We start from the raw sequence: 21,680 nt of genomic DNA, 5'->3' as shown, positions 1-21,680 counted from the left end.
AATCAGATTATACCTTCGTATCCATACTTAAAAATACAATAAATTTTACAGCCAGCGAACAGCTAACAGTTAACGGTTAAGTGAATTCACTTAACTGTTAACTGTTAACCGCATTCACTTAACCGAATTCATTCTCGCTTTCAAGGCATCTCGCGCTTGTTCTCGATCGTCAAAATGGACTTTTTCGGTGCCCAAAATTTGATAATCTTCGTGTCCCTTTCCTGCAATCAGCACGCCATCTCCCGGTTTAGCTTCCATAATAGCAGTGCGAATTGCAGCGGCTCGATCGCACATCACGATCGGCTTTACTGCGGCGGGAATTCCTGCTAAAACATCCTCCAAAATGCGATCGGGATTTTCAGTGCGCGGATTGTCGGAAGTAACAACCGCTAAATCAGCTAATTGTGCAACGATTTTACCCATGATCGGCCGCTTAGTGCGATCGCGATCGCCACCGCAGCCAAACACGCAAATCATCTGACCCGGAATAAACGGCCGCGACGCCTTCAACAAGTTCTCCAAACTGTCTGGAGTGTGCGCGTAATCGACAATAACGCTAATATCTTGGTCGGGACTAATTTGCACCCGTTCCATCCGTCCCGGAACTCCTGAAAACTGAGATAACTTCTCCACAATTGCGGACAAATCTAAACCCAATTCTAAAACAGCACCAACAGCAGCCAACATATTTGATAAATTGAACTGACCAACTAAAGGCAAAGAAAAAGCTGTTTCACCCTTGGGAGTGTGCAGCATTCCCTTAACTCCATTGGGCTGATACTCCAAATCAAAAGCATACAAATCTGCGGTTTTCAGAACAGTGCTGTAACTCCAAACTAGGTCGGACTTTAAACTTTCAACTATCCGCTGCCCGTAGGGGTCGTCAATATTAATTACAGCGCGCTTTTTGAGATAATCCGAACTAAATAAAAGCGATTTTGCCTCAAAATAATCTTCCATATCGCGGTGATAATCGAGATGATCTTGAGTCAAATTTGTAAAGACAGCAACTTCAAAACTACACCCCAAAACTCGCTGCTGCGCTAAAGCGTGGGAACTGACTTCCATCACCCCGTGTTTGCATCCGGCGACTACAGCTTCTGCTAATTGCTTTTGCAGGTCAACTGCAAAAGGTGTGGTGTAAAGTGCAGTTTGTTGGAAGCCCGGCCAGCGAGTATAAAGCGTGCCGAAAATCGCCGTCGGCAACTGCATTTGATTGAGCAAAAATTCGATTAAATGAGTTGTGGTAGTTTTGCCGTTAGTCCCGGTAACGCCGACAAGTTTTAATTTGCTAGCTGGATTGCCGTAAAAAGCAGTTGCTATTTGACCGCAAACTTGAGCCATATCCGCTGCTGCGATGACGCAACTACCCCCGTCTTCGGAAGGTGTCTTCTCGGCTGCTTGGGTGGAAATTATGGCGGCAACTGCACCAGATTCGATCGCACTTTGCCAAAAATCTCCGCCATCTACCCGAGTTCCCGGCATTCCCAAAAACAAATCACCCGCCTGACAAGCGTGGGAATTAGTGGATAAACCCTTGACTTCGGCATCGAGGGCGGGATGTTGCGCGTCAAAGGAAATGCTGGGAACTGCTGCTAATAATTCTCTCAATTTCATCTAAAAAACTCCTCGCTTGAATGTCTTGAATATGACTGGCGGAACACATTGTTTGAGCCATTCTCTACAGGTTTTTGCTGTATGCGGTGCAAACCCTAGGTTTTTTTATGCGCGGTGTAAAACCTATCGGCCTAGAGTAAGCTGCACACCGAGCACCCTGAAGTCAGGATTAAAACCTGAGTTTTTGGGTAAATCGTATTATTGTGACGGATCGATTTGCAAATATTTCTGTAACATTTGCTCCAATTGGGCGACACTACAGCGGGGAGAAGGACGGGGTAACAGTTCTTCAGCGGAGAATGCAGCCTCGCCAACAGAATTTATTGGCTGCGGCTGCACTTTAAACAAAACTGGAACTTCGTACTGATAAGCTTGAAACCAGTCCTCGCGTTCAGTAATATCTCGGACTTCGAGTTGAAACTTGACGCTTTCAATCTGTTCGAGTTTTTCTTGCAACCCTTCACACAAGTGGCATCCGGGTTTGCTGTACAAAATCAATCGCATCATAACAGTAAGATTAAACTCGATCTTAAATTCTCAAACCTGCGATCGCCAGTTGGCGAACTCAACGCGAGTAAGACGCAACTCACGGCTTTATTGGTCGCAATGCGCGATCGAAGTTATCTTAGCATTGGCAGCCAACAGATTACCGCGCTTGACTATCTCTTTCTTCTCTTCCTCTGTGTCCTCTGCGCCTCTGCGGTAAAAAAATAAATCTAGTTCACCAATGAAAGAGTTAAATTTATTGACATAACCTAATTGTAAACTCCACCTTGACTAATAAATCAATCTTTAGTATAGTATATAAATAGCCCTACATAAAGGAGGCAGTATGGACTGCACCGAATACGCAGAAGCCAAGCGAAAAGCAGCTAAAAAAATTAGCGCCGACATTCGAGAACGCTGGAACAATCGCATCGTGACGCGAGGATTGCACTTGATGGGAGAAGCGGGGGCAGTGCAGTATTTGGCTGATTACGGGCGGGGAATTGGAACGGCAAAAGTTATTGGTTTTGCACTGTGCGCGGAGTCGGAAGGATACCCGGAAATGGCGATCGGCTTTTGGAAAAGAGCGTTTGAATTGGAAACCGGAGAAAAGCCGATCGCCCTCAATACTCCAAACAAATCTAGCACCAATCTTGCTGCTGCAAAATCAGCTACCGCTGCCAACATAGAGACTGTTAATAACCCCGTAGTTCCCGAATTACCACCGCACTTACAGCCGGGAAGGATTGTCACCATGCAGCCGGTTGACGCGCCGAGTGAACGTTCTTATTACATCGAAAATCCCGATTATTGGGGACAGCCAAAACGCGACGGCAATCGAGTAGTGGTCATTGCCACGCCAGATAAAGTATACTACCAATCGCGATCGACTAACCTGCGGCAACAGGCATCGGTTGAGATCGATCGCACTTTAATCGACACAGCCGCTAAAATTGGCACCTTTGTTTTAGACGGCGAACTGTATTACAAAAGCTGTACAGGCAGCGAACACCGTACCGGGGCGCAAGCTGCTACAGTTAATATTGAAAGCGGTTTTCCGACTACTCAGCCCAGCGCAATTTATGCCATTTTTAAAAGTTTGTTTTTCAAAGGCAATGATTTAACTCCCGTGGCAGAATCCGAACGAATTGCAGTGGGAGTTGAAGTTGGCGAAATGCTGGCGAATTTATCCCCAGCCTTTGAAGTTGTACCGACATTTCGCACCACCGCCGAAAAGCTATTCCTGGCAAATCAGCAGGAATCTGAAAATAAAGAAGGCGAAGTTTGGATGTTGCACAACTGTCACTATGTCGGGGGAAAAGATGTTAAGAAATATCCGATGGTGAGAACTAAATACTGTCAAGAACACGATTTGTTTATTGTGGGTTTGACGGCGACAAAAGTTGCGGGGCGGCCGTTTAGCGCCGTTAAAGTAGCGCAAGAAATTGAGGGCAAATTAGTCCCAGTAGGAACTGTGGGAACCGGGTTTAGCGCGGAGGAAATGCAGGAAATTGCCCGACTCTACGAGGCTAACCCCAAAAGTGTCAAAATTAAAGTGCGATCGCAGGGTTTGACGGAAAGTGGCAAATTATGGCACGCACGATTTCTGGAGTTTTGTTAAATTTGTAGGGAAACGGCACTGCCGTTTTCTTCCCCAAATATGCGAGTTCCAACACATAGTATCAGATAAAATCAGCCGAGTAAAAATCAATGGTTATCAGCAAAAACAATTTCTACATTTCTCCAGAAGAGTACCTAGAAGGCGAGCGAGTAAGCCCGATCAAACACGAATACAGACGCGGACACGTTTATGCAATGACAGGGGCAAAAAAGCCTCATATTGTTATTGGTAGTAATTTAGTTCGGCTGCTGGGAAATCATCTTCTGAATACACCCTGCTTAGTTTTATCATCAGATATAAAAGTCCGACTGGAAGAGGCAAATTGCTATTACTATCCTGATGTAGCGGTGACTTGCGACGAAAGAGATACCTCAACTACTGAAGATTTCATTTTATATCCATCTTTAGTAGTTGAGGTATTGTCGCCCTCAACAGCAGCTTTCGACAGAGGCGATAAATTTGCCGATTACCAAACTTCTCCGAGTTTGCAAGAATACGTACTCATCACTCAATCTGAGATTAAAATTGAGTGCTTTCGGCTGAATGAGTCAGGAAATTGGGTTTCTCAAACTTACGGACAAGGAGATAGAGTAGAATTTGTTAGTGCGAATTTTAGTTGTGCAATTAGCGAAATTTATCAAAAAGTCCCCGGCATCATATTGTGATGTATGAAAAACAACTTTCTTTGGTTCGTAGTCAGGAATGCAAGTCCTTCTTCTGAGGACTTCCGTCCTCACTACGAACCAAAACGATAGCTAACCAATAGAAAAAACAATGATTAAAATCTTACACCTTTCAGACATTCACATGGGCAGCGGCTTTTCCCACGGCCGGATTAATCCAGAAACTGGTTTAAATACGCGGCTGGAAGACTTCGCGGCGACGCTGAGCAAATGTATGGATAGAGCAATTTCTGAACCCGTAGATTTAGTCATATTCGGCGGCGATGCTTTCCCTGATTCGACGCCTCCACCGTTTGTTAAAGAGGCTTTTGCCCGACAATTCAGCCGCTTGGTGGACGCCCAAATTCCGACTGTTTTGCTAGTAGGAAATCACGACCAACATTCTCAGGGACAAGGTGGCGCGAGTTTGGGAATTTATCGGACTTTGGGAATACCTAAGTTTATTGTAGGCGATCGCCTGGACACTCACCTCATTCAAACCCGCAGCGGGCCAGTACAGGTGGTTACTTTGCCTTGGTTGACTCGATCGACCTTAATGACACGTTCCGAGACTGAAAGCCTGTCTATGGGCGATGTTAACCAATTGTTAACCGAAAAACTGACGATCGCAATGGAAGGCGAAATTCGCCGCCTAAACCCCGACATACCAACCGTACTTTTAGCGCACTTAATGGCAGATAAAGCAAGTCTGGGCGCCGAACGTTTTTTAGCAGTTGGCAAAGGCTTTAACATTCCGGTTTCCATGCTAACTCGCCCTTGTTTTGATTACGTTGCTCTCGGCCACGTACACAAACACCAAAATCTCAATGCTTCCAACAATCCGCCCGTAATTTATCCCGGAAGTATCGAACGAGTTGATTTTAGCGAAGAGAAAGAAGATAAAGGTTTTGTGCTAGTTAATTTGGAACGGGGGAAAGCTGAGTGGGAATTTTGCACTTTGCCAGTACGGGTGTTTCAGACGATTAAAGTGAATGTTTCCGAATCGGAAAATCCGCAAGCCGAGTTAGTTAAAGCTATTGGCAAGAAAGAGATACAAGACGCAGTTGTGAGATTAATTTACCAATTGCGATCGGAACAATTGGATTTAATAGATAACGGAGAATTGCACGCACTTCTGGGCGAAGCGCACAGCTACACAATCCAGCCGGAATTAGTCAGTCAGTTAGCGAGGCCGCGCTTGCCAGAATTGAATGCTAATAATAGTATAGAACCGTTAGAAGCTTTGAAAACTTATCTGGCAAGTCGCGAAGATTTGAAAGATGTTGCTGAGAGTATGTTAGAGGCGGCACAAGGTTTGTTGGGCAATACGGAAGAAGTTTTGGTGGAATTTTAAGTCAATAATCGCGCATCTAATTACAGGATGATTTTGCTGCCCAATATTGTAGGGTGGGCATCTTGCCCGCCCTAAATATACTATTTAACTCCCAAAAATCTCACCCACCGCCAACCGAGTTCCATTGGCAAAATCCACCCCAGACTGCACCTTTTTCCCCGCTAACTGCACCTCCCGCAACAATAATAAACCATCACCGGTTTGGACGATCGCTCCCAACCCCTTCACAACCTTAACAACTTCCCCATTGGCGCCCGATAACTGGGCTAAAACAGGCCATTCGCGTTCCAAAACTCTCAAATCCGCTGGCATTTGCAGCCAATATTCCGGCCCGACGGGCACAGTAGCTATCACCTTCAGAGAATTGCCGCGAAAAGTCGTCGTGCAATCCGGGAAAAAGCCCCTAACTTGATTGTGAAGGGCGATCGCACTTTTCGACCAATCGAGCACATAATCTGCACTCTTAATCATCGGTGCGTAAGTCGCCTCAGCATCATCTTGAACAACAGCTTTAACCTTATCGTCTCTCAATTTTACCAAAGTTTCTATCAACAAATCCGCCCCAACTTCCGCCAACCTATCCGCCAAAGAATCAGCATTATCCAACAGCGAAATACCAGCAAAAGCCTTCAATAGCATCGCCCCCGTATCCATCCCAGCATCCATCAGCATAGTAGTAATTCCTGTTGTCTTTTCCCCGTCAAAAAGACAGCGCTGAATCGGCGCGGCACCGCGATACTTCGGCAAAATTGAACCGTGAACGTTAACGCAACCCAAACTAGGAATATCCAGAATTTCTTGAGAAAGAATTTGGCCGTAAGCCACCACCACAAACACATCCGCCGCCGCTTCTCGCAACTTAGCAAGCGTTTCCGCATCTTTCTTAATTCGCTGCGGCTGCCAAACCGGGAGACTGTGATTTAAAGCCACATCTTTAATAGGTGAAGGCATCAATTTATTGCCCCTTCCCCGGCGTTTATCCGGCTGAGTCACCACACCCACCACCTCAAATTCTGGGTGGCTTAGCAAACTGGATAAAGTAGGGACAGCAAAATCGGGAGTGCCAAAAAAAACAATTTTCATATACTTTTAGTTAAGTAGAACTGCCCGAAAAAACCCTAACATATTATAGAGGCGTATTTAGCAAAAATCTATACAAGCCGGCAGTTTATAGTGAGGTGGGAGGGGGTTTTGATCGTTTGTCTATGGGTTGTAAGTATCAGGCGTGAACCCCCCTACATAGATGGTCAAATTCTTGGTAAAATCTTCAAGAAAACTTGTAGGGGCGGGTTCATCAACAATCTTTAATTGACACCCCAAATATCTATAAACCCGCCCCCACCCAACCAATAACCCCAAACAACCCTTAAATTCCATCAATTATTTAACATCTCGGTGGGGTGGGGGCGGGTTTGATAATTTGTCGATTGGTGGCAAATATTTCGGTGAACCAGCCCCTACCGAAATTATGTCTATTTAACCCGGTTTGCTATCACTCCTTAAATTTTTAAAGTGCTAATGCCCTTGAGAGAAAGTGCAATAGAGCAAAAAAGCAACGAAGAGTAGACCCAGGCAAGACACCCCGTCGTTAGCTCCAAACTCCTCCTGCACAGGTTGCGTGGCTGCTGGTTTACGTTGACGTTCTATTGCTTCTGCTTCCCGGCGTTGACGCGCCCTTTTTTCTTCGTCCTCGCGTTGACGTTTCGCTTCTGCTTCCCGTTTTCTCTCCTCTAATGTACCCAAAGCCACATCGCGAATATGGAGTACACCCGGTAAACTCGGATCAATTTGCAAAGCGCGATTAAAATCTTCAACTGCCTGTTCTAACTGTCCTAATTTATGATAAACTAACCCGCGATGATGGTAAGTATGAGCATCATTAGGATTTAATCGCAGTACCAGGTCAAAATCTGCGATAGCGCCCTCATAATCGCCAACTTGATAATAAGCCAAACCGCGCTGAATATTCGCGTCTAAGCGAGAACTATCTAACTGTAAAACTTGATAAAAATCTGTAATTGCCGAGGAATATTCCCCATTATTTGCCCGTTGTAAACCCCGTTGCCAACAAGACTCGATCGCGCTTAGTTGTAAATCCGCCCCCAAACCTTGCAAACATTGATTTAGCTTGGTTAAATAGGGCACATCATCAATGGTTAAAGCCGCAGCCAAAGCATTTAATAACTGACTTTGTTCTGGAATCGGCAAACCATGCAGTTTTAACCAATATTGGACAGACAAATATAACTGTGCTGCGGCCCACTGCTTGTCAGCCAAACTCAACAGAGATACAGCTAAATCCAAACGCAAATCAGGAATTAATGCCGACTGTTCTTCAGCCAAGTTGTCATATAATGCCTGATAATAACCCACTGCAATTTCTATGACAGTCTCCTGTTCCTCTGCGGGCATTTTTGCCAACATTTCCGGGAGTAACTGCGGCAGCAAAGGTGTTTTTTGCTCGTTTGGAGGCAGAAATATCAGACAATATTCATCAACAATTAACCCGGCGATTAAAGCATGGAATATCCCCATAAATTCGGCCAAATCATTGTAATCATTTTTGTGCAAATGATAAGGGCGATGAATTTCGCTTAAATCTTCTCCTTCCTCTAGGGCACGGCGTTCAATTTCCGAAATTCGTAAATTTTGCTGATAGCCTTGAACTGTTTCCTCACCATAACGGCTATCAAAATCAGCCACAGGCTTACCAGAGTCAATATACGCTTGTCGTTTCCCTTGCCAATTCACAGCCCGTTGTTTGGCAAAATCATACAATACCTCAACCCAAGGTAATTGATGAATTGGGGTTTGGTAACGATATTTTTTGAAATTAATATGCCAAAAGCCAAAGCGCAAATAAAAGTCATCGGGCGTGGCGGATGAGTCTAAAATGAGTGTGGGAATTACCCGCAAACCTGCAAATAAGTTTTCCGCCGCCGCTTCTTCCCGAAAAACATTACTCCGCCAATAACCGCCCATAAATTGCACTGGCCGGCCCTCGGTGATATACTTGTCTAGGAAGTTTCGCAGATAATTGCTTAAAAATTCCTCAGATACCGGAAAGTTTTGATTTGGTTTAGCAGCATCGTGAGTCAAGACTGGTGGTGATAAGAAAACTCGTAAAATGGGTGTATCTTCAGGGTTGATGTTGGCAATAATGTTTTCGGCGGTGACGAAAATTGGGGAATTTTCTAAGTTTTTTTGTTTGACAATGGTGGCAATTGCTGTTTCGCGATTTGCCTGAGCAATCTCTCGTGCTAAGAGAGCATCTAACTGTTTTAATTCTAGTTGGAGCTGACGCTGTTCAGCGAGGCAAAATTTTTGCAATTCGGCGCGCAATACTTCTAGTTGGGCGCTGTGTTCGCGGTTTAGTTGGCCTTCATTGGCTTGAAAAGCCCAATTTAAATCCGCTAATTTATATTGTAACTCGCGGTTTAGCATACCTTCATTGCGTTGACAAGCACTATTCATTTCTGCGAGGTATTGCTGTAAATCTCGGTTTAATTCGCCTTCTTCCCTTGTGACATCAAGGGTGGCTTGATGTTGCAAGGCTTGGAGAATAGAAATATTTTCTTGTAGTTTTATTTGTTTGTTAGCGTTTTCTGAATTAATCTTGGCAATAGAGAGCGCAGTGTCTGCATTGATATTAGCAATAGAGAGGGCGGCTCCAGCTTGAATATCTGCTTGATATTCGGTCGAAAAAAGTTTCGCATTAGCATCATTTTTAATCTGAACCAAAACACTTTTTTTTCCTGGTAATGATTTCGTCATAAAAAATTGCTCCTATTTTGTATGGTTAAGGTTTGATCAACCAGATATGGATGGAATCTAAGCGTTATTTGGGGCTGTTGCTGGGGTGGGGGCGGGTTTATTCAGATGATTGGTGGGTGGCACAATTGAGCGGTGAACCCGTCCCTACGGATTTTATGGAAGATTATACCAATAATTTTATCATGTAGGGGCGGGTTCATCCACATATTTGCTACCCATCGACAAACGATCAAAACCCCCCCACCCCTCTTTAGGATTTTTAATGGCGACGCACCCTAGGACTGCTTGATTAAAGTGAGAGAGGGGTGTTCCGAAGGACGATCGCCTACAATCTATAGGTGGTAAAGTTGTCAAAATTGCGATCATATCTCCTCGAACATGGAAAAGCCGTCGAATCTCCTGCTTAAACTCAGCCGCAGCTTATTTGCCGACACCGCCGAACAAGAAAAGTTTATTCATGCCGTCACCAATCCCCAAGCTTTTAATCCTGCCATCTTGTGGCTGCAACCAAAACCAGCAGAAAACCCATTTCCTGTCGAAATTCCCGTTGCTTGGCAACCGGAATTTGTAGATAGACTGGCATGAGAATCCCAGCCGGGAAAACATTCGTTACATCAAGCAGGACATTACTACGGTCTCGACTTTTCCTCAATCTTCGCTGCCTCCACATTGTTAACAATACCCCTGCCCATCAAACTAATCTTAGATATGTGCGCCGCCCCCGGAGGAAAAAGTATATTTGCCTGGAAAACATTAAACCCAGAATTGCTGTTGTGCAACGAAGCCATAGGCAAACACATGGGAATGCTGATCTCTAATTTAAGACGCTGCCAAATTCTACCATCCGCCGCCAACGTCGATTCAAAAATACTTGCCGAAAAGATGCCACAAACGGCTAATTTAGTAATAGTAGATGCTCCTTGTACTGGTCAATCACTTTTAGCAAAAGGAGACAAAGCACCCGGCTGCTTTCATCATGTCACCATCAACAGCAATACCAACCGCCAAAAAATAATTTTAGCCAATTCTGCTAAAATTGTAGCGCCCCAAGGTTATCTTGCATACATGACCTGCACTTATTCAACCGCAGAAAATGAACAAGTCAGCGAATGGCTGTTAAGCAAATTACCCGAATTTCAGTCAGTCACTGTTCGTCATTTAGAAAAATATCGATCGCACCTGACCGAAATTCCTTGCTATCGGATGTGGCCACAAGATAGACTAGGAGCTGGAGCTTCCACCGTTTTGTTTCAAAACACCTCGGATGCAGAAAGAAATCCGCTACCAGCAGATTTTCTAGATTTAGCTCGTTTTACCAACCTCTAACTATCGGCGTCCATCCCCGTTCATCTGCGGTTAAAAAAGTCTTCTTCCCTGAATCTAACTAAAAAATGATATTATCCAAATTATCCAAAGCAATTAAAAGACCACTCCAACTAGCGATCGGCATTTTAATTGCCTTAAATCTGCTAATATTAAGCGGCTGTCAAAACAGTACCACCCCAGTCTCAAAAAACGGCGAGCCGATCGAACTCACACTGTGGCACGGCATCAATCCTCCGCCAAATCGCGACGTATTTCAAACCCTTACAGACAAATTCAACCAAACACATCCCAACATCCAAATCAAACCAGTTTACATCGGTCAGCCCGACCAACAACTACCAAAAATACTAACAGCAATAGTTGGAAATGCACCGCCTGATTTGTTGTGGAATGGCCCCTCAATTGCAGGAAAACTAGCAGAACTCGACGCAATTGAACCCTTAGAAAACTGGCTCGACAAATCGCCCCGGAAAGCCGAAATTGACCCGGCACTCTTCGAGTCAATGGAACTTGGCGGACATACTTGGTCAGTTCCCCTAGGCACAAACAACGTCGCCATATTTTACCGTCCCAGCTTATTTGCAGCAGCAGGAATCAAAGAAGTGCCGCAGAATTGGGCGCAATTAAAGCAAGTAGCCCGATCGCTCACGCGAGACACCAACGGAGACGGCCGCACAGACCAACACGGCATAGTGCTCCCCCTAGGCAAAGGAGAATGGACAGTATTTACCTGGCTGCCATTCATGTTCAGCGCAGGCGGCGAACTCAAAGGCAAAATACCTCAAAGTCCTGTACCTCAAATAGATAATCCCGGTTCTCAGGCCGCCTTAGAATTGTGGAGCGACTTGTTAAAAGAAGGTTCAGCAATATTGTCAGCACCCGAACGCGGTTACGAACTCGACAATTTCATCGCCGGGAAAGTCGCCATGCAAATCACCGGGCCGTGGACGCTAGCACAGTTGCAGCAAAGCGCGATCGACTACGCAGCAATGCCTTTACCGATGCTCAAACGCCCCGCAGCCGTCGTAGGGGGTGAAAACATATTTTTAATGAAAACCTCGCCAGAACGAGAGCGAGCAGCCCTAGTATTCTTAGAATACGTTATAGGTGAAGAATTCCAAACAGCATGGGCATTGGGAACAGGTTACTTGCCCATTAACTTAAAATCGAGACAGAGCCAAGCTTATCAAAGCTTTGTGGAAAAAAACCCTGTTTTGCGAGTATTTTTAGAACAAATGAACTCAGCCAGAGCGCGACCCATTATATCAGGTTACTCCCGCCTATCAGAAAACCTCGGTCGCGCCATAGAGGCAACCCTTCTCGGCCGCAACCCCCAAGACGCCCTTCAAGAATCTCAAGAGCGTTTGACACTAACCTTAGATATTACAACAGCCAAAGAGAAATAGACAATAAAAAATATTTTTTTTAGCTGTAAATTATCCGCTTTGACTGTATTCGAGCGAAAGACTTGAAGCCTCGATTGATTGGTTAAAAATCTAGTGAAAATCACTACAGCCTGCAATTCTAATCAGAAACCGTGTTTCTTGCCCCAAACTTACCGAAAAGCAGAGATTTTACGTCGCTGTTATTGGTATTTTAGGTATTTTAGGTATTTTAGGTATTATTGAGCATCGTGCAAGATGTTAGGGTGAATAGAGTTACGATCGCCCGACACAAAAAGACACCCGCTGTCGCTCGGTAATAAATTTTTAACAAAAACCAAAAATTTCCAAACCAATTGCTTAGCCATTAGAGATATATTTACAAAAAAGCGATACTCCCGAAATTCATGGGCAGATTTGATCGAACAAAAAAACCACTCCCTCAACGGCACCACAAAAAGTTAGCTCAAAAGCTTCTCCCACTACCTACCACTCATGACCTACCATCACTTAATAGAAACATTTTCTCTACCCTCTGCCTGTCCCGTGCCACCTACTGAGACCCCAACAACCGTCCACCTTTTCCCCAAACGACCATGCAGACAAAGTTCCTTAATGCAATCAAAGGACATTCCTGGCGGTACTTCCTCGCAGTAGGCGCGATCGCCCTGGTCTACTATTGGGCGTCGCAATTCGCCATTTCCACCCTCACCCTCAGTTCAGAAATTTACCCGATGTGGCCAGCAGCAGGAATTGCCCAAGTCGCCCTGCTGCTGTTTGGGCGGCAACTGTGGCCGGGAATCGCGATCGGAGGCTTCCTGTTCAGCATGAACGTACCGTCGGCCAACATCGCCACGGCATTGATCTCGGCAGGCGCCAGAAGCCTGCAAGCGTGGACGGGAACTTATCTACTCCAGGGCATTAACTTTAGCGCCGGGCTCGATCGGCTCAAAGACGTTTTAGGAATAGTCGGGCTAGCAGCCTTGGGATCTACCCTGATCAGCTCCACAATCGGCAGCATCCTCGTATGTCTGAGTGGTATATCTAGCTGGAGCGATTTTGGCACGATTTGGGGGACTTGGTGGGTGGGAGACGCTATGGGAATTTTGCTCGTCGCCCCGCTGCTACTGACGTGGCAACAATTGCCCAAAGTCCCCACCCATCGCAAACAGATAGCTGAACAAGCGATTTGGCTGCTGCTGCTACTAGCAGTCGGCTGGCTCGTCTTTTGCTCCCGCACCCGCGCCGCCTACGCCCGCTATCCCCTCGAATACTTACCATTTCCCCTAGTAGTTTGGGCTGCCTTTCGATTCGGTCAGCGCTACACCGCCCTCTCCAACCTCATCCTCTGCGGCTTCGCCATCTGGGGCATAGCCCGAGGCAGCGGCCCCTTCCTCAAACACGCCAGCAGTATCCCCCAAGCACTGTTATCCCTGCAAGCCTTCATCGCCGTCATCGCCGTCACCGGCTTAGTCTTAGCTGCCACCGTCGCCGAACGCCACCAAGCAGAAGCCTCCCTGCGCGCCAGCGAAGCCAGCCTCGCTAACGCCCAGCGCATCGCCCAGCTAGGCAACTGGGACTTAGACCGCAACGCGCAGCAATTGCGGTGGTCAGAGGAAATTTACCGCATCCTGGGACAGGAACCGGGAACTTTTGAACCCAGCCTTGAAGCCTTCTTGGAATACGTGCACCCTGAAGACAGAGAATTAGTCAAAACCTCGATCGAAGCCGCTTTATTTCAGCAACAGCCTTACAGCATCGACTACAGACTCATACTCCCCAACGGTAGCAACCGCACAGTCTACGAACAAGCGGCCGTCACCTCCCTCTACATCACCAGCACCGTCCAAGACATCACAGACAGAAAGCAAGCCGAAGCCGCCCTACGTTCTTCAGAAGAAAGATTTTCCAAGGCCTTTCACGCCTCCCCAGTCGGGATCAGCATCTGCACCCTCACGGATGGATGCTTCCTCGATGCCAACGAAAGCTTTTTGCGCTCATTAGGGTGGCTGCGGCACGAATTTCTCGGCCGCACTCCCAGCGACTTAGGAATGTTTGTCAATTCAGAAGACGGGGGGCGGCTCGCCCAGATTTTGCAATCACAAAATTCGATCAGCAACCAAGAAATCAAAATTTGCACCAAAGCCGGCGAAGTCCGCGACTGGCTGCTGTCATTGGAACTCATCCACCTCGGCAGCACTCAGTGCGTTTTAATCATGACCACCGACATCACCGAACGCTTGCGTTCCGAAGAATTCCGCCGGGCCGCATTAGCCGCCGAAGCTGCAAATAGATCCAAAAGCATTTTTCTCGCCAACATGAGTCACGAACTCAGAACCCCCCTCAACGCCATCATTGGCTACAGCGAGATCCTGCAAGAAGACGCCCGAGACCTTGGTGCCGAAGAGTTCATCGACGACCTCCAGAGAATTAACACGGCCGGTCAGCACCTACTCGCGCTGATTAAAGATATTCTCGACTTGACCAAAATTGAAGCAGGCCACACCGACTTGCACGTCGAAACTTTCACCATTCCAACTCTGGTTGAGGAAGTAGTTGCCACGATCGCGCCGCTGGCGGACAAAAATAGCAATATTGTAGAAATACAATGCCCCGAAAATATTGGCTCGATGCAGACCGACTTGACTAAACTCCGGCAGTCTCTGCTCAACCTCCTCAGCAACGCCGCGAAATTTACTTGCTCCGGCGCGATTACCTTCGCCGTTACCCGATCCGTCGAAACCCCCGCCGACTCTGCAAAGAAAGACAAAAAACTTGGAGCGTATAGAGAAGGTGGCCAAGCTGAAAATAGCTTATCTCTCTTATCTTCCGCTCAAGATTGGATCATTTTTACGGTCAAAGATACCGGCATTGGCATGAGTCCCGAACAGTTAGCCAGAATCTTTGAGCCTTTCACCCAAGCCGATTCCTCCACTACTAAAAAGTACGGCGGCACTGGTTTGGGGCTGACCATTACTAAGAAATTCTGCGAAATGATGGGCGGAGACATTACCGCATTCAGCGAGGAGGACAAAGGTTCTACTTTTATCATTCGGCTGCCAGCTATTTTCACCGACCTTTCAATTTCAACCGAAAATTCTGATAAATAATAATTTATTGACATTTCTTTTCGAGCGTTTCCGGTTTTATTAGCCTCCGCAATTCGCTGATTCTTTCGCTAGCAGGTATCGAGATTTTAAACATATAGCCAAATCATTAAAGCCGTTAGGATATAATTAGCGCAGTTTAAAGTTTTTTGGAGAGCAGAGATGCTCAATAGGCTTTTCGATCAAACCTAGTATTTGCTTGATCCCGTAGCTTTCGACTAACTGTATAGCTGCGTATATATAATATTATTAATTAACAAGATATACTGTAGAAAGTTGCCTACAAAGCGCCAGAAAATATGCACCCCCACCTCCAGCGCCAACTCGAACAGCTCGGTTTAGTCGGCGAGTCTCCCCCTCCCACTGCTGAGCAGTGGCAGCTTTTATTAGAGCAGGTAAGTTGTAGCTATGACGGAGTTCAGAGTCAGCAAGAACTTCAGCAGCAGGATTGCTGGAACTCGGAGACAGTGGCGCTCAAGGATTTAACTGACTCGCCCCAGTCCCCTAAAGACTCTCCAACAGCTTCACAATTCGATCGACTGCGGGCGAGTGTCAACAGTTGGGGGGCGGGATTGTGTATCCTTGACGCGAAGGGCTGTGTAATCTCGGTGAATCCAGAAGCAGAACGCTTGCTGGGGTGGCAAGAGTCGGAACTTGCAGGCGTTTCCCTGCTAGAGCGCATCGGGAAGCAAAACAAAGGCAACAAATCCCAAGTTTTGACGGCTCCGAAACAGTTCCCAAGCAAGAGTGAAGATAGGCCGATCGCACCTACACTAGATTTACAAGAGGCGATCGCTTCCGGTCAACCTTGCAACAACTGGGACGACGAGTTTTTGTGTCGCGACGGCAAGATGTTACCAGTTTCCTATTTTTTCCATCCCGCAGTTGAGGGCAGCGAAATATCAGTCTTGGTGTTTTTTGACATTTTTGACATTAGAGAACACAAGCAATCGCTCTCGATACTGCAAGCAGTTCTAAAATTTACAGATGCAGGAATTCTGGCGGTTGACAGAAACGGCAATATATGTGATTATAATCAGAAATTTCTAGAGATGTGGGGTTTGTCCGCCAGCCAAGGAAAGTTGAGCCGATCGACCTTCGGCACACTCAAAAACACGCTCAAAACAGGATTACCCTTCGACAGGGAACAATTAAAATACCCGCAAAGATTTCTCGAAAACGTGATTAAAGTGTCGGCAGATTCAGATACTCAAATCAGCGAATTATTAGAATTTAAAGACGGAAAAATTCTGGAATTAAATTCGTTGCCATCAAAAGTCGGAGCGAAAACAGTCGGTAGAGTCTGGAGCTTTCGAGACGTTACTAAACTCAAAAAACAAGAACAATATTTGCAGTATCGAGTAGAATTAGCTCAGTTGATTGCCCGTTTGTCAACCGATTTTATCAGCCAGCCCTTATCAGAAATAGATCAAAGCATCGATCGAACCCTGGAAGCGATAGCCACCTTGAGCGGGTTTGACCGCAGTTACATCTACCTGTTATCAGAAGACAAAACCCGCGCCGACAAAACCTACGAGTGGTGTGGCGAAAGCATTCCTGCAGTCAAAGACAGCACCGACAAACCAATAGACATCGCACAAATCCCTTGGATCGCAGAAAAACTTGATCGCGCCGAATGCCTCTATTATATTCCAGAAATCGGCGAACTCCTGCCCTCAGCAATCGCCGAAATTGCCTATTTTCTCTGTCAAAATTCAGCCCAATTCCAGACAGACTTCGCATCCCAAACAGTCAATCAAACAGCAACCGCCTCAATAGCTTCGATTGGCGCTTCCCTCAATAATTTAGAATCCCAAAAACCGCTAATCAATATCCAATCACTGATAATTATTCCCCTAATTTCTAATAAAAACCTAGTAGGATTTCTCGGATTCGATGGCTTAAAGCAAACAGCAGGTCGAGCAACCGAAATATCCACAATATCCACACAGCTAAAAATGGTAGGAGAAATGCTCGCCAATGCCCTAGATCGCAAGCGAGCAGAAGCAGTCTTGAGACAATCCGAAACAAAATACCGCAACATCTTTGAAAACGCAGTCGAAGGCATATTCCAGACCACCTCAGACGGGCGCTACCTCAGCGCCAATCGCGCACTAGCCGAGATTTACGGCTACGAATCCTGTGCCCAAATGCTAGCCGAACTCACAGATATCAACCGCCAATTTTACGTTGACCCGAATCGGCGTGCCGAGTTTATGGCCCAATTGCGCGCGCGCCACCAAGTGTCAAAATTTGAATCCCAAGTATACCGCCGAGACGGCAGCACGATCTGGATTTCCGAAAACGCCCGCAGCATCTGCGACGAAAGCGGCAGCGTTTTGTACTACGAAGGCACAACCCAAGACATCACCGATCGCAAACAGGCAGAATCCGCCTTGCAGTCGGCCCTAGAAGCAGCAGAATCAGCCAACCGGGCAAAAAGCACATTTCTCGCTAACATGAGCCACGAACTTCGCACGCCGCTCAATGCCATCATCGGCTACAGCGAAATGCTCCAAGAAGAAGCCGAAGAATTGGGCGATGAAGCTTTCGTCCCCGACCTTGAAAAAATCTGCAGCGCCGGCAAACACCTGCTGTCGATGATCGACGACATCCTAGATATCTCTAAAATTGAAGCAGGTCGAATGGATCTCTACTTAGAAACCTTCGACATCCATACCTTAATTGAAAGTGCTGTTGCTACGGCCCGGCCACTGGTCGAGAAAAACGGTAATACCCTAGAAGTGTACTTTCCAGACAACCTCGACACTATGCACGCGGACATGACCAAAGTGCGGCAAGTGCTGCTTAACTTGCTCAGCAACGCTGCCAAGTTCACACAAAACGGGAGAATTGCGATCGGAGTGGAAAGAATTAAAAATGAACAATTAAAAATCAAAAATCAAGAGGAATCTTCCCAAATTTTAATTTCCAACTCCGAATTTTTAAGTTTCCGCGTCGCCGACACCGGCATCGGCATGACACAAGAGCAATTGGAGCGAGTTTTCCAACCTTTCACCCAAGCTGATGCCTCGACTACCCGCGAGTACGGTGGCACCGGTTTGGGACTAGCAATCAGCCAGCGCTTCTGTCAGATGATGGGCGGTAGCATTGAGGTCAGCAGCGCCTTGGGCTCCGGCACCACTTTCACCGTGCTCTTGCCGAAAGCCATCAAACAGCCGGAAATCCCCAACAAAGTCCACGACAGCACTAGCCCTCCCGACGCCCCCGCTGTCGGCACGGTGCTGGTAGTGGACGACGACCCGATCTCGCGGGATTTAATCCAGCGCGCCCTCAGTCGCCAAGGACTGCACGTAGAAGTCGCCGGTGGTGGCGAGCAAGCTCTCCGGCTCGCTAAGCAACTACGGCCAGACGCCATTACCCTGGATGTGATCATGCCCGGAATGGACGGCTGGGCGGTACTCTCAGCGCTGAAGGCAGATCCTGACCTTGCCGAAATTCCCGTAATCCTGCTATCCTTTGTGGGCAACAAAAGCCTCGGCTTTGCATTGGGTGCCTCGGACTACCTCACCAAACCAGTGGACGGCAAACGGCTGGCTGCCTTGTTGAACAAGTACCGACGCGACCAAGACGGCGTTGCAAGTAACAATTTGACTTGTCAGATTCTAATTGTGGAAGACGACGTTGCCACGCGCGAAATACTGCGATGCGTACTAGAAACACAAGGCTGGGCAGTAACGGAAGCTGACAGCGGACGCGCTGCTCTCGATCGGCTAAAAGTTGCTCGCCCGCACCTGATATTACTGGATTTGATGTTGCCAGAAATGGATGGTTTTGAGTTGATCGGGGAACTTCGCAAATCCCATTCGGGAGATCCTATACCGATTGTTGTGATCACGGGGAAAGACTTGACATCGGCCGAAAGCCAGCAGCTAAACGGCTACGTCGAGCGGGTGCTACAAAAGGGAGTCTACAGTTGCGATAGTTTATTGCGCGATGTTCGCTCTATAGTCAATAACAGGTTCGATCGCAGGTACGACTCGAAAGGCAAGGAGAACACCAATGGCTAAAATCCTGTTGGTCGAAGATAACGAAATGAACAGGGATATGCTTTCCAGGCGTCTGGCCCGCAAGGGACACGAGGTCTTTATTGCTGTTGACGGTGCTGAGGGAGTGTCGATGGCGCTCGCGAAAGTACCAGATTTGATTTTGATGGATATGAGTCTGCCGGTTCTCGACGGGTGGCAAGCAACGCAGCAAATTAAGGCGGCTCCTGAAACTAGCAGGATTCCGGTGATTGCGCTGACGGCTCACGCAATGGCGGGCGATCGTGAAAAGTGTCTGGCTGCAGGCTGCAATGACTATGACACTAAACCGGTCGAGTTTCCCCGACTTTTGGGTAAAATTGAAACTCTTCTGAAAGAGGCCCTGACATGAAAGGTGACGAGGGCAGCGTGCTGGTTGTTGACGACAATGAGGTAAACCGCGATTTGCTGGCCCGCCGACTTCAGCGTCAAGGCCATCTGGTGACTGTTGCTGAAGATGGTCTCCAAGCTCTGGAAATGTTGCGAAGCGTTCCTTTTGATTTGGTTCTGCTAGACATTATGATGCCGCAAATGAACGGCTATCAGGTGCTCGAGAGTCTGAAGGCGGACGAGAATTTGCGCTACATCCCGGTGATTATGATTTCGGCGGTGGACGATATCGACAGTATCGTCCGGTGTATAGAGTTGGGGGCGGAGGATTATCTTTCTAAACCGTTCAATCCGGTATTGCTCAAGGCTCGGATTAGCGCTTGTTTAGAAAAGAAGCGACTGCGGGATAAGGAACAGGCGTATTTACATGAGTTGGCCCAGGAAAAGGAAAAGTCCGAGCGTTTGCTGTTAAATATTTTACCGAAGGCGATCGCACAGCGCCTGAAACACGGGGAAATTACGATCGCAGACAGTTTCGCCGAGGTAACAGTGATGTTTGCCGATTTGGTCGGTTTTACTAAACTTTCGTCTCATTTATCGCCGGCCCAATTGGTGGAGTTGCTCAACGAGATTTTTTCGGCTTTTGACGAGTTGGCCGAGCGCTACGGACTTGAGAAAATTAAGACGATCGGCGATGCTTATATGGTGGTTGGCGGTTTGCCGACGCCCAGCGAGGATCACGCCGAGTCGATCGCCGAAATGGCGCTGGAAATTCAAGCAGCAATGACTAAGATCCGTACCAAGGGAGGTCAGCCGCTCAGCATCCGCATCGGCATCCACACAGGCCCGGTGGAAGCTGGGGTAATCGGTACTAAAAAATTTACTTACGATTTGTGGGGAGATACGGTAAATACAGCTTCCCGGATGGAATCTCAAGGCGTCCCCGGCAGCATTCAGGTGACAGTTGCTACCTACGAGCGCTTGCGGGGTAAGTACGTTTTTGAGGAGCGCGGCGTGATTCCAGTGAAGGGGAAAGGCGATATGATGACTTATCTGCTTGTGTCCCGAAACGCTTAATTAATCATTGGGCATTGGGCATTGGGCATTGGTAACTAATATCAACAGTCAACAGTCAACAGTCAACTAATCATCAAATGAACGTAAATTCTAATCTTTTAATGTACGCCCAATGGGCGGGAATTCTGACAGTAGCTTTAGCTATTTTAACAGTTATAGCATTTATCTTCAAATGGGGTTTTCGCTTCCGATTGGTAGGAGTGACCAGCTTTATGGGAGTAATTGCTGCCAGTATATTCGGTCTGGGTTTGGGACTGTTTTCCCGTACAGAAATTCCTGGTGCGGTGCGCTATTCTTTAGTTTACGATACTGGCGGCGCTCAAACAGTAGTTACTGTGCCACCTACGATCACCGAATCGCAATTAGAAGCAACGATGCAGCAAGCGGCTGCGGATTTGTACTCTCCAGGGCGCTCTGGGCGGGGCAGAGACTACATGACAATCCGGGTTCGTACAGTTGTACATCCTGAACCTGGGTTGTCGCAGCCGCTGTTTTTGGGCGAAGTGAGGCGATCGCTCGCGACTCGTTATGATGACAAAATGGCGATCGAAATCTTCCCCGAAAAAGTTGCTATTCTGAAAAAATATCAAGCCTGATAAATGCTGTAGGGGCGGGTTTTACAAACAAAAATTGCCTAAAACCGACAATCTCAAAAACCCGCCCCCACCAACGAATTATCAAAAAAGTGATCTTCGGCGCACCCTAATAATTATTAATTATTTAGTAATTTAGTGTCAAGTTGGGATCAAATTAAATAACATGATTGGCACCGCAAAACCCTAATTTAAATTTTAACGAATTTATTGCAATTTGCCCGGAAGCTGGGGGGGTGACAAAGAGGTCTACGAGATAGACTGTATAAGGGTTGCAGCCCGCATACCTTGTTGATAAAAGCGGC

General features: G+C 46.9%; 16 protein-coding genes. 12 read left to right on the top strand and 4 right to left on the bottom strand.

Annotated elements, in window-relative coordinates; genetic code table 11:
• Nucleotides 1-114 precede the first annotated feature (114 nt).
• Nucleotides 115-1,617, bottom strand: a complete 1,503-nt coding sequence (locus tag QUA36_RS05950) for a UDP-N-acetylmuramoyl-L-alanyl-D-glutamate--2,6-diaminopimelate ligase (RefSeq protein WP_333456119.1) — start codon at nt 1,615-1,617, stop codon at nt 115-117.
• A 198-nt stretch (nt 1,618-1,815) separates the two neighbouring features.
• Nucleotides 1,816-2,121, bottom strand: coding sequence for a glutaredoxin family protein (locus QUA36_RS05945; RefSeq protein WP_333454203.1), 306 nt, complete (start codon nt 2,119-2,121; stop codon nt 1,816-1,818).
• Nucleotides 2,122-2,449: 328 nt separating this feature from the next.
• Between QUA36_RS05945 and QUA36_RS05940 the strand changes: the two genes are divergently transcribed.
• The 3 genes from QUA36_RS05940 to QUA36_RS05930 all read left to right on the top strand — a co-directional run bounded on the left by QUA36_RS05940 (nt 2,450) and on the right by QUA36_RS05930 (nt 5,740).
• A complete protein-coding gene (locus QUA36_RS05940) occupies nt 2,450-3,724 on the top strand; it encodes an ATP-dependent DNA ligase (protein WP_333456117.1) in 1,275 nt (424 codons plus the stop codon).
• A gap of 89 nt (nt 3,725-3,813) precedes the next feature.
• A complete protein-coding gene (locus tag QUA36_RS05935) occupies nt 3,814-4,389 on the top strand; it encodes a Uma2 family endonuclease (protein WP_333456115.1) in 576 nt (191 codons plus the stop codon).
• Nucleotides 4,390-4,498: 109 nt separating this feature from the next.
• Nucleotides 4,499-5,740, top strand: a complete 1,242-nt coding sequence (locus tag QUA36_RS05930) for an exonuclease SbcCD subunit D (RefSeq protein WP_333456113.1) — start codon at nt 4,499-4,501, stop codon at nt 5,738-5,740.
• Nucleotides 5,741-5,824: 84 nt separating this feature from the next.
• Here QUA36_RS05930 and fmt read toward each other — a convergent pair whose 3' ends face one another.
• The gene (gene fmt / locus QUA36_RS05925) at nt 5,825-6,823 is read right to left on the bottom strand and encodes a methionyl-tRNA formyltransferase (protein WP_333456111.1); all 999 of its coding nucleotides are present in this window, start codon (nt 6,821-6,823) and stop codon (nt 5,825-5,827) included.
• Between the two features lie 432 nt (nt 6,824-7,255).
• On the bottom strand, nt 7,256-9,514 hold the full coding sequence (locus tag QUA36_RS05920) for a tetratricopeptide repeat protein (RefSeq protein WP_333456109.1): 2,259 nt from the start codon (nt 9,512-9,514) through the stop codon (nt 7,256-7,258).
• Nucleotides 9,515-9,564: 50 nt separating this feature from the next.
• On the opposite strand from QUA36_RS05920, the gene QUA36_RS05915 reads away from it, so the two are divergent.
• The 9 genes from QUA36_RS05915 to QUA36_RS05875 all read left to right on the top strand — a co-directional run bounded on the left by QUA36_RS05915 (nt 9,565) and on the right by QUA36_RS05875 (nt 21,378).
• Nucleotides 9,565-9,702 (top strand): hypothetical protein, encoded by a 138-nt coding sequence (locus QUA36_RS05915; RefSeq protein WP_333456107.1) that lies wholly within the window; start codon nt 9,565-9,567, stop codon nt 9,700-9,702.
• A 190-nt stretch (nt 9,703-9,892) separates the two neighbouring features.
• The gene (locus QUA36_RS05910; RefSeq protein WP_333456105.1) at nt 9,893-10,099 is read left to right on the top strand and encodes a hypothetical protein; all 207 of its coding nucleotides are present in this window, start codon (nt 9,893-9,895) and stop codon (nt 10,097-10,099) included.
• Between the two features lie 84 nt (nt 10,100-10,183).
• Nucleotides 10,184-10,840: a hypothetical protein gene (locus QUA36_RS05905; RefSeq protein WP_333456103.1), complete on the top strand. Its 657-nt coding sequence runs from the start codon at nt 10,184-10,186 to the stop codon at nt 10,838-10,840.
• Nucleotides 10,841-10,905: 65 nt separating this feature from the next.
• Nucleotides 10,906-12,246 (top strand): ABC transporter substrate-binding protein, encoded by a 1,341-nt coding sequence (locus QUA36_RS05900; protein WP_333456102.1) that lies wholly within the window; start codon nt 10,906-10,908, stop codon nt 12,244-12,246.
• Nucleotides 12,247-12,818: 572 nt separating this feature from the next.
• Nucleotides 12,819-15,332 (top strand): MASE1 domain-containing protein, encoded by a 2,514-nt coding sequence (locus QUA36_RS05895; protein ID WP_333163557.1) that lies wholly within the window; start codon nt 12,819-12,821, stop codon nt 15,330-15,332.
• Nucleotides 15,333-15,628: 296 nt separating this feature from the next.
• Nucleotides 15,629-19,360, top strand: a complete 3,732-nt coding sequence (locus QUA36_RS05890; protein ID WP_333456100.1) for a response regulator — start codon at nt 15,629-15,631, stop codon at nt 19,358-19,360.
• Complete coding sequence (locus QUA36_RS05885; RefSeq protein ID WP_015177895.1) at nt 19,353-19,727, top strand: response regulator; 375 nt, start codon at nt 19,353-19,355, stop codon at nt 19,725-19,727. Before QUA36_RS05890 ends, QUA36_RS05885 begins: the two co-directional genes overlap by 8 nt.
• Nucleotides 19,724-20,782 carry an adenylate/guanylate cyclase domain-containing protein gene (locus QUA36_RS05880; protein WP_333163553.1) on the top strand — a complete coding sequence of 353 codons (1,059 nt, stop codon included), beginning with the start codon at nt 19,724-19,726 and terminating at the stop codon, nt 20,780-20,782. Before QUA36_RS05885 ends, QUA36_RS05880 begins: the two co-directional genes overlap by 4 nt.
• Nucleotides 20,783-20,859: 77 nt before the next feature.
• Nucleotides 20,860-21,378: a Ycf51 family protein gene (locus QUA36_RS05875; protein WP_190663541.1), complete on the top strand. Its 519-nt coding sequence runs from the start codon at nt 20,860-20,862 to the stop codon at nt 21,376-21,378.
• Nucleotides 21,379-21,680 lie beyond the last annotated feature (302 nt).

Origin of the sequence: Microcoleus sp. Pol10D4 (genome assembly GCF_036701555.1) — a bacterium.
Lineage (GTDB): Bacteria > Cyanobacteriota > Cyanobacteriia > Cyanobacteriales > Microcoleaceae > Microcoleus.
This window is presented reverse-complemented; position numbering and strand designations above follow the sequence as displayed.

Excerpts from the sequence above, each read along its gene's own strand:
- QUA36_RS05930 (WP_333456113.1), top strand. The coding sequence starts at position 4,499 with ATGATTAAAATCTTACACCTTTCAGACATTCACATGGGCAGCGGCTTT.
- QUA36_RS05880 (WP_333163553.1), top strand. The coding sequence starts at position 19,724 with ATGAAAGGTGACGAGGGCAGCGTGCTGGTTGTTGACGACAATGAGGTA.
- QUA36_RS05890 (WP_333456100.1), top strand. The coding sequence starts at position 15,629 with ATGCACCCCCACCTCCAGCGCCAACTCGAACAGCTCGGTTTAGTCGGC.
- QUA36_RS05950 (WP_333456119.1), bottom strand. The coding sequence starts at position 1,617 with ATGAAATTGAGAGAATTATTAGCAGCAGTTCCCAGCATTTCCTTTGAC.
- QUA36_RS05935 (WP_333456115.1), top strand. The coding sequence starts at position 3,814 with ATGGTTATCAGCAAAAACAATTTCTACATTTCTCCAGAAGAGTACCTA.
- QUA36_RS05915 (WP_333456107.1), top strand. The coding sequence starts at position 9,565 with ATGGAATCTAAGCGTTATTTGGGGCTGTTGCTGGGGTGGGGGCGGGTT.
- QUA36_RS05920 (WP_333456109.1), bottom strand. The coding sequence starts at position 9,514 with ATGACGAAATCATTACCAGGAAAAAAAAGTGTTTTGGTTCAGATTAAA.
- QUA36_RS05885 (WP_015177895.1), top strand. The coding sequence starts at position 19,353 with ATGGCTAAAATCCTGTTGGTCGAAGATAACGAAATGAACAGGGATATG.
- QUA36_RS05900 (WP_333456102.1), top strand. The coding sequence starts at position 10,906 with ATGATATTATCCAAATTATCCAAAGCAATTAAAAGACCACTCCAACTA.
- QUA36_RS05895 (WP_333163557.1), top strand. The coding sequence starts at position 12,819 with ATGCAGACAAAGTTCCTTAATGCAATCAAAGGACATTCCTGGCGGTAC.
- QUA36_RS05940 (WP_333456117.1), top strand. The coding sequence starts at position 2,450 with ATGGACTGCACCGAATACGCAGAAGCCAAGCGAAAAGCAGCTAAAAAA.
- fmt (WP_333456111.1), bottom strand. The coding sequence starts at position 6,823 with ATGAAAATTGTTTTTTTTGGCACTCCCGATTTTGCTGTCCCTACTTTA.
- QUA36_RS05875 (WP_190663541.1), top strand. The coding sequence starts at position 20,860 with ATGAACGTAAATTCTAATCTTTTAATGTACGCCCAATGGGCGGGAATT.
- QUA36_RS05910 (WP_333456105.1), top strand. The coding sequence starts at position 9,893 with ATGGAAAAGCCGTCGAATCTCCTGCTTAAACTCAGCCGCAGCTTATTT.
- QUA36_RS05945 (WP_333454203.1), bottom strand. The coding sequence starts at position 2,121 with ATGCGATTGATTTTGTACAGCAAACCCGGATGCCACTTGTGTGAAGGG.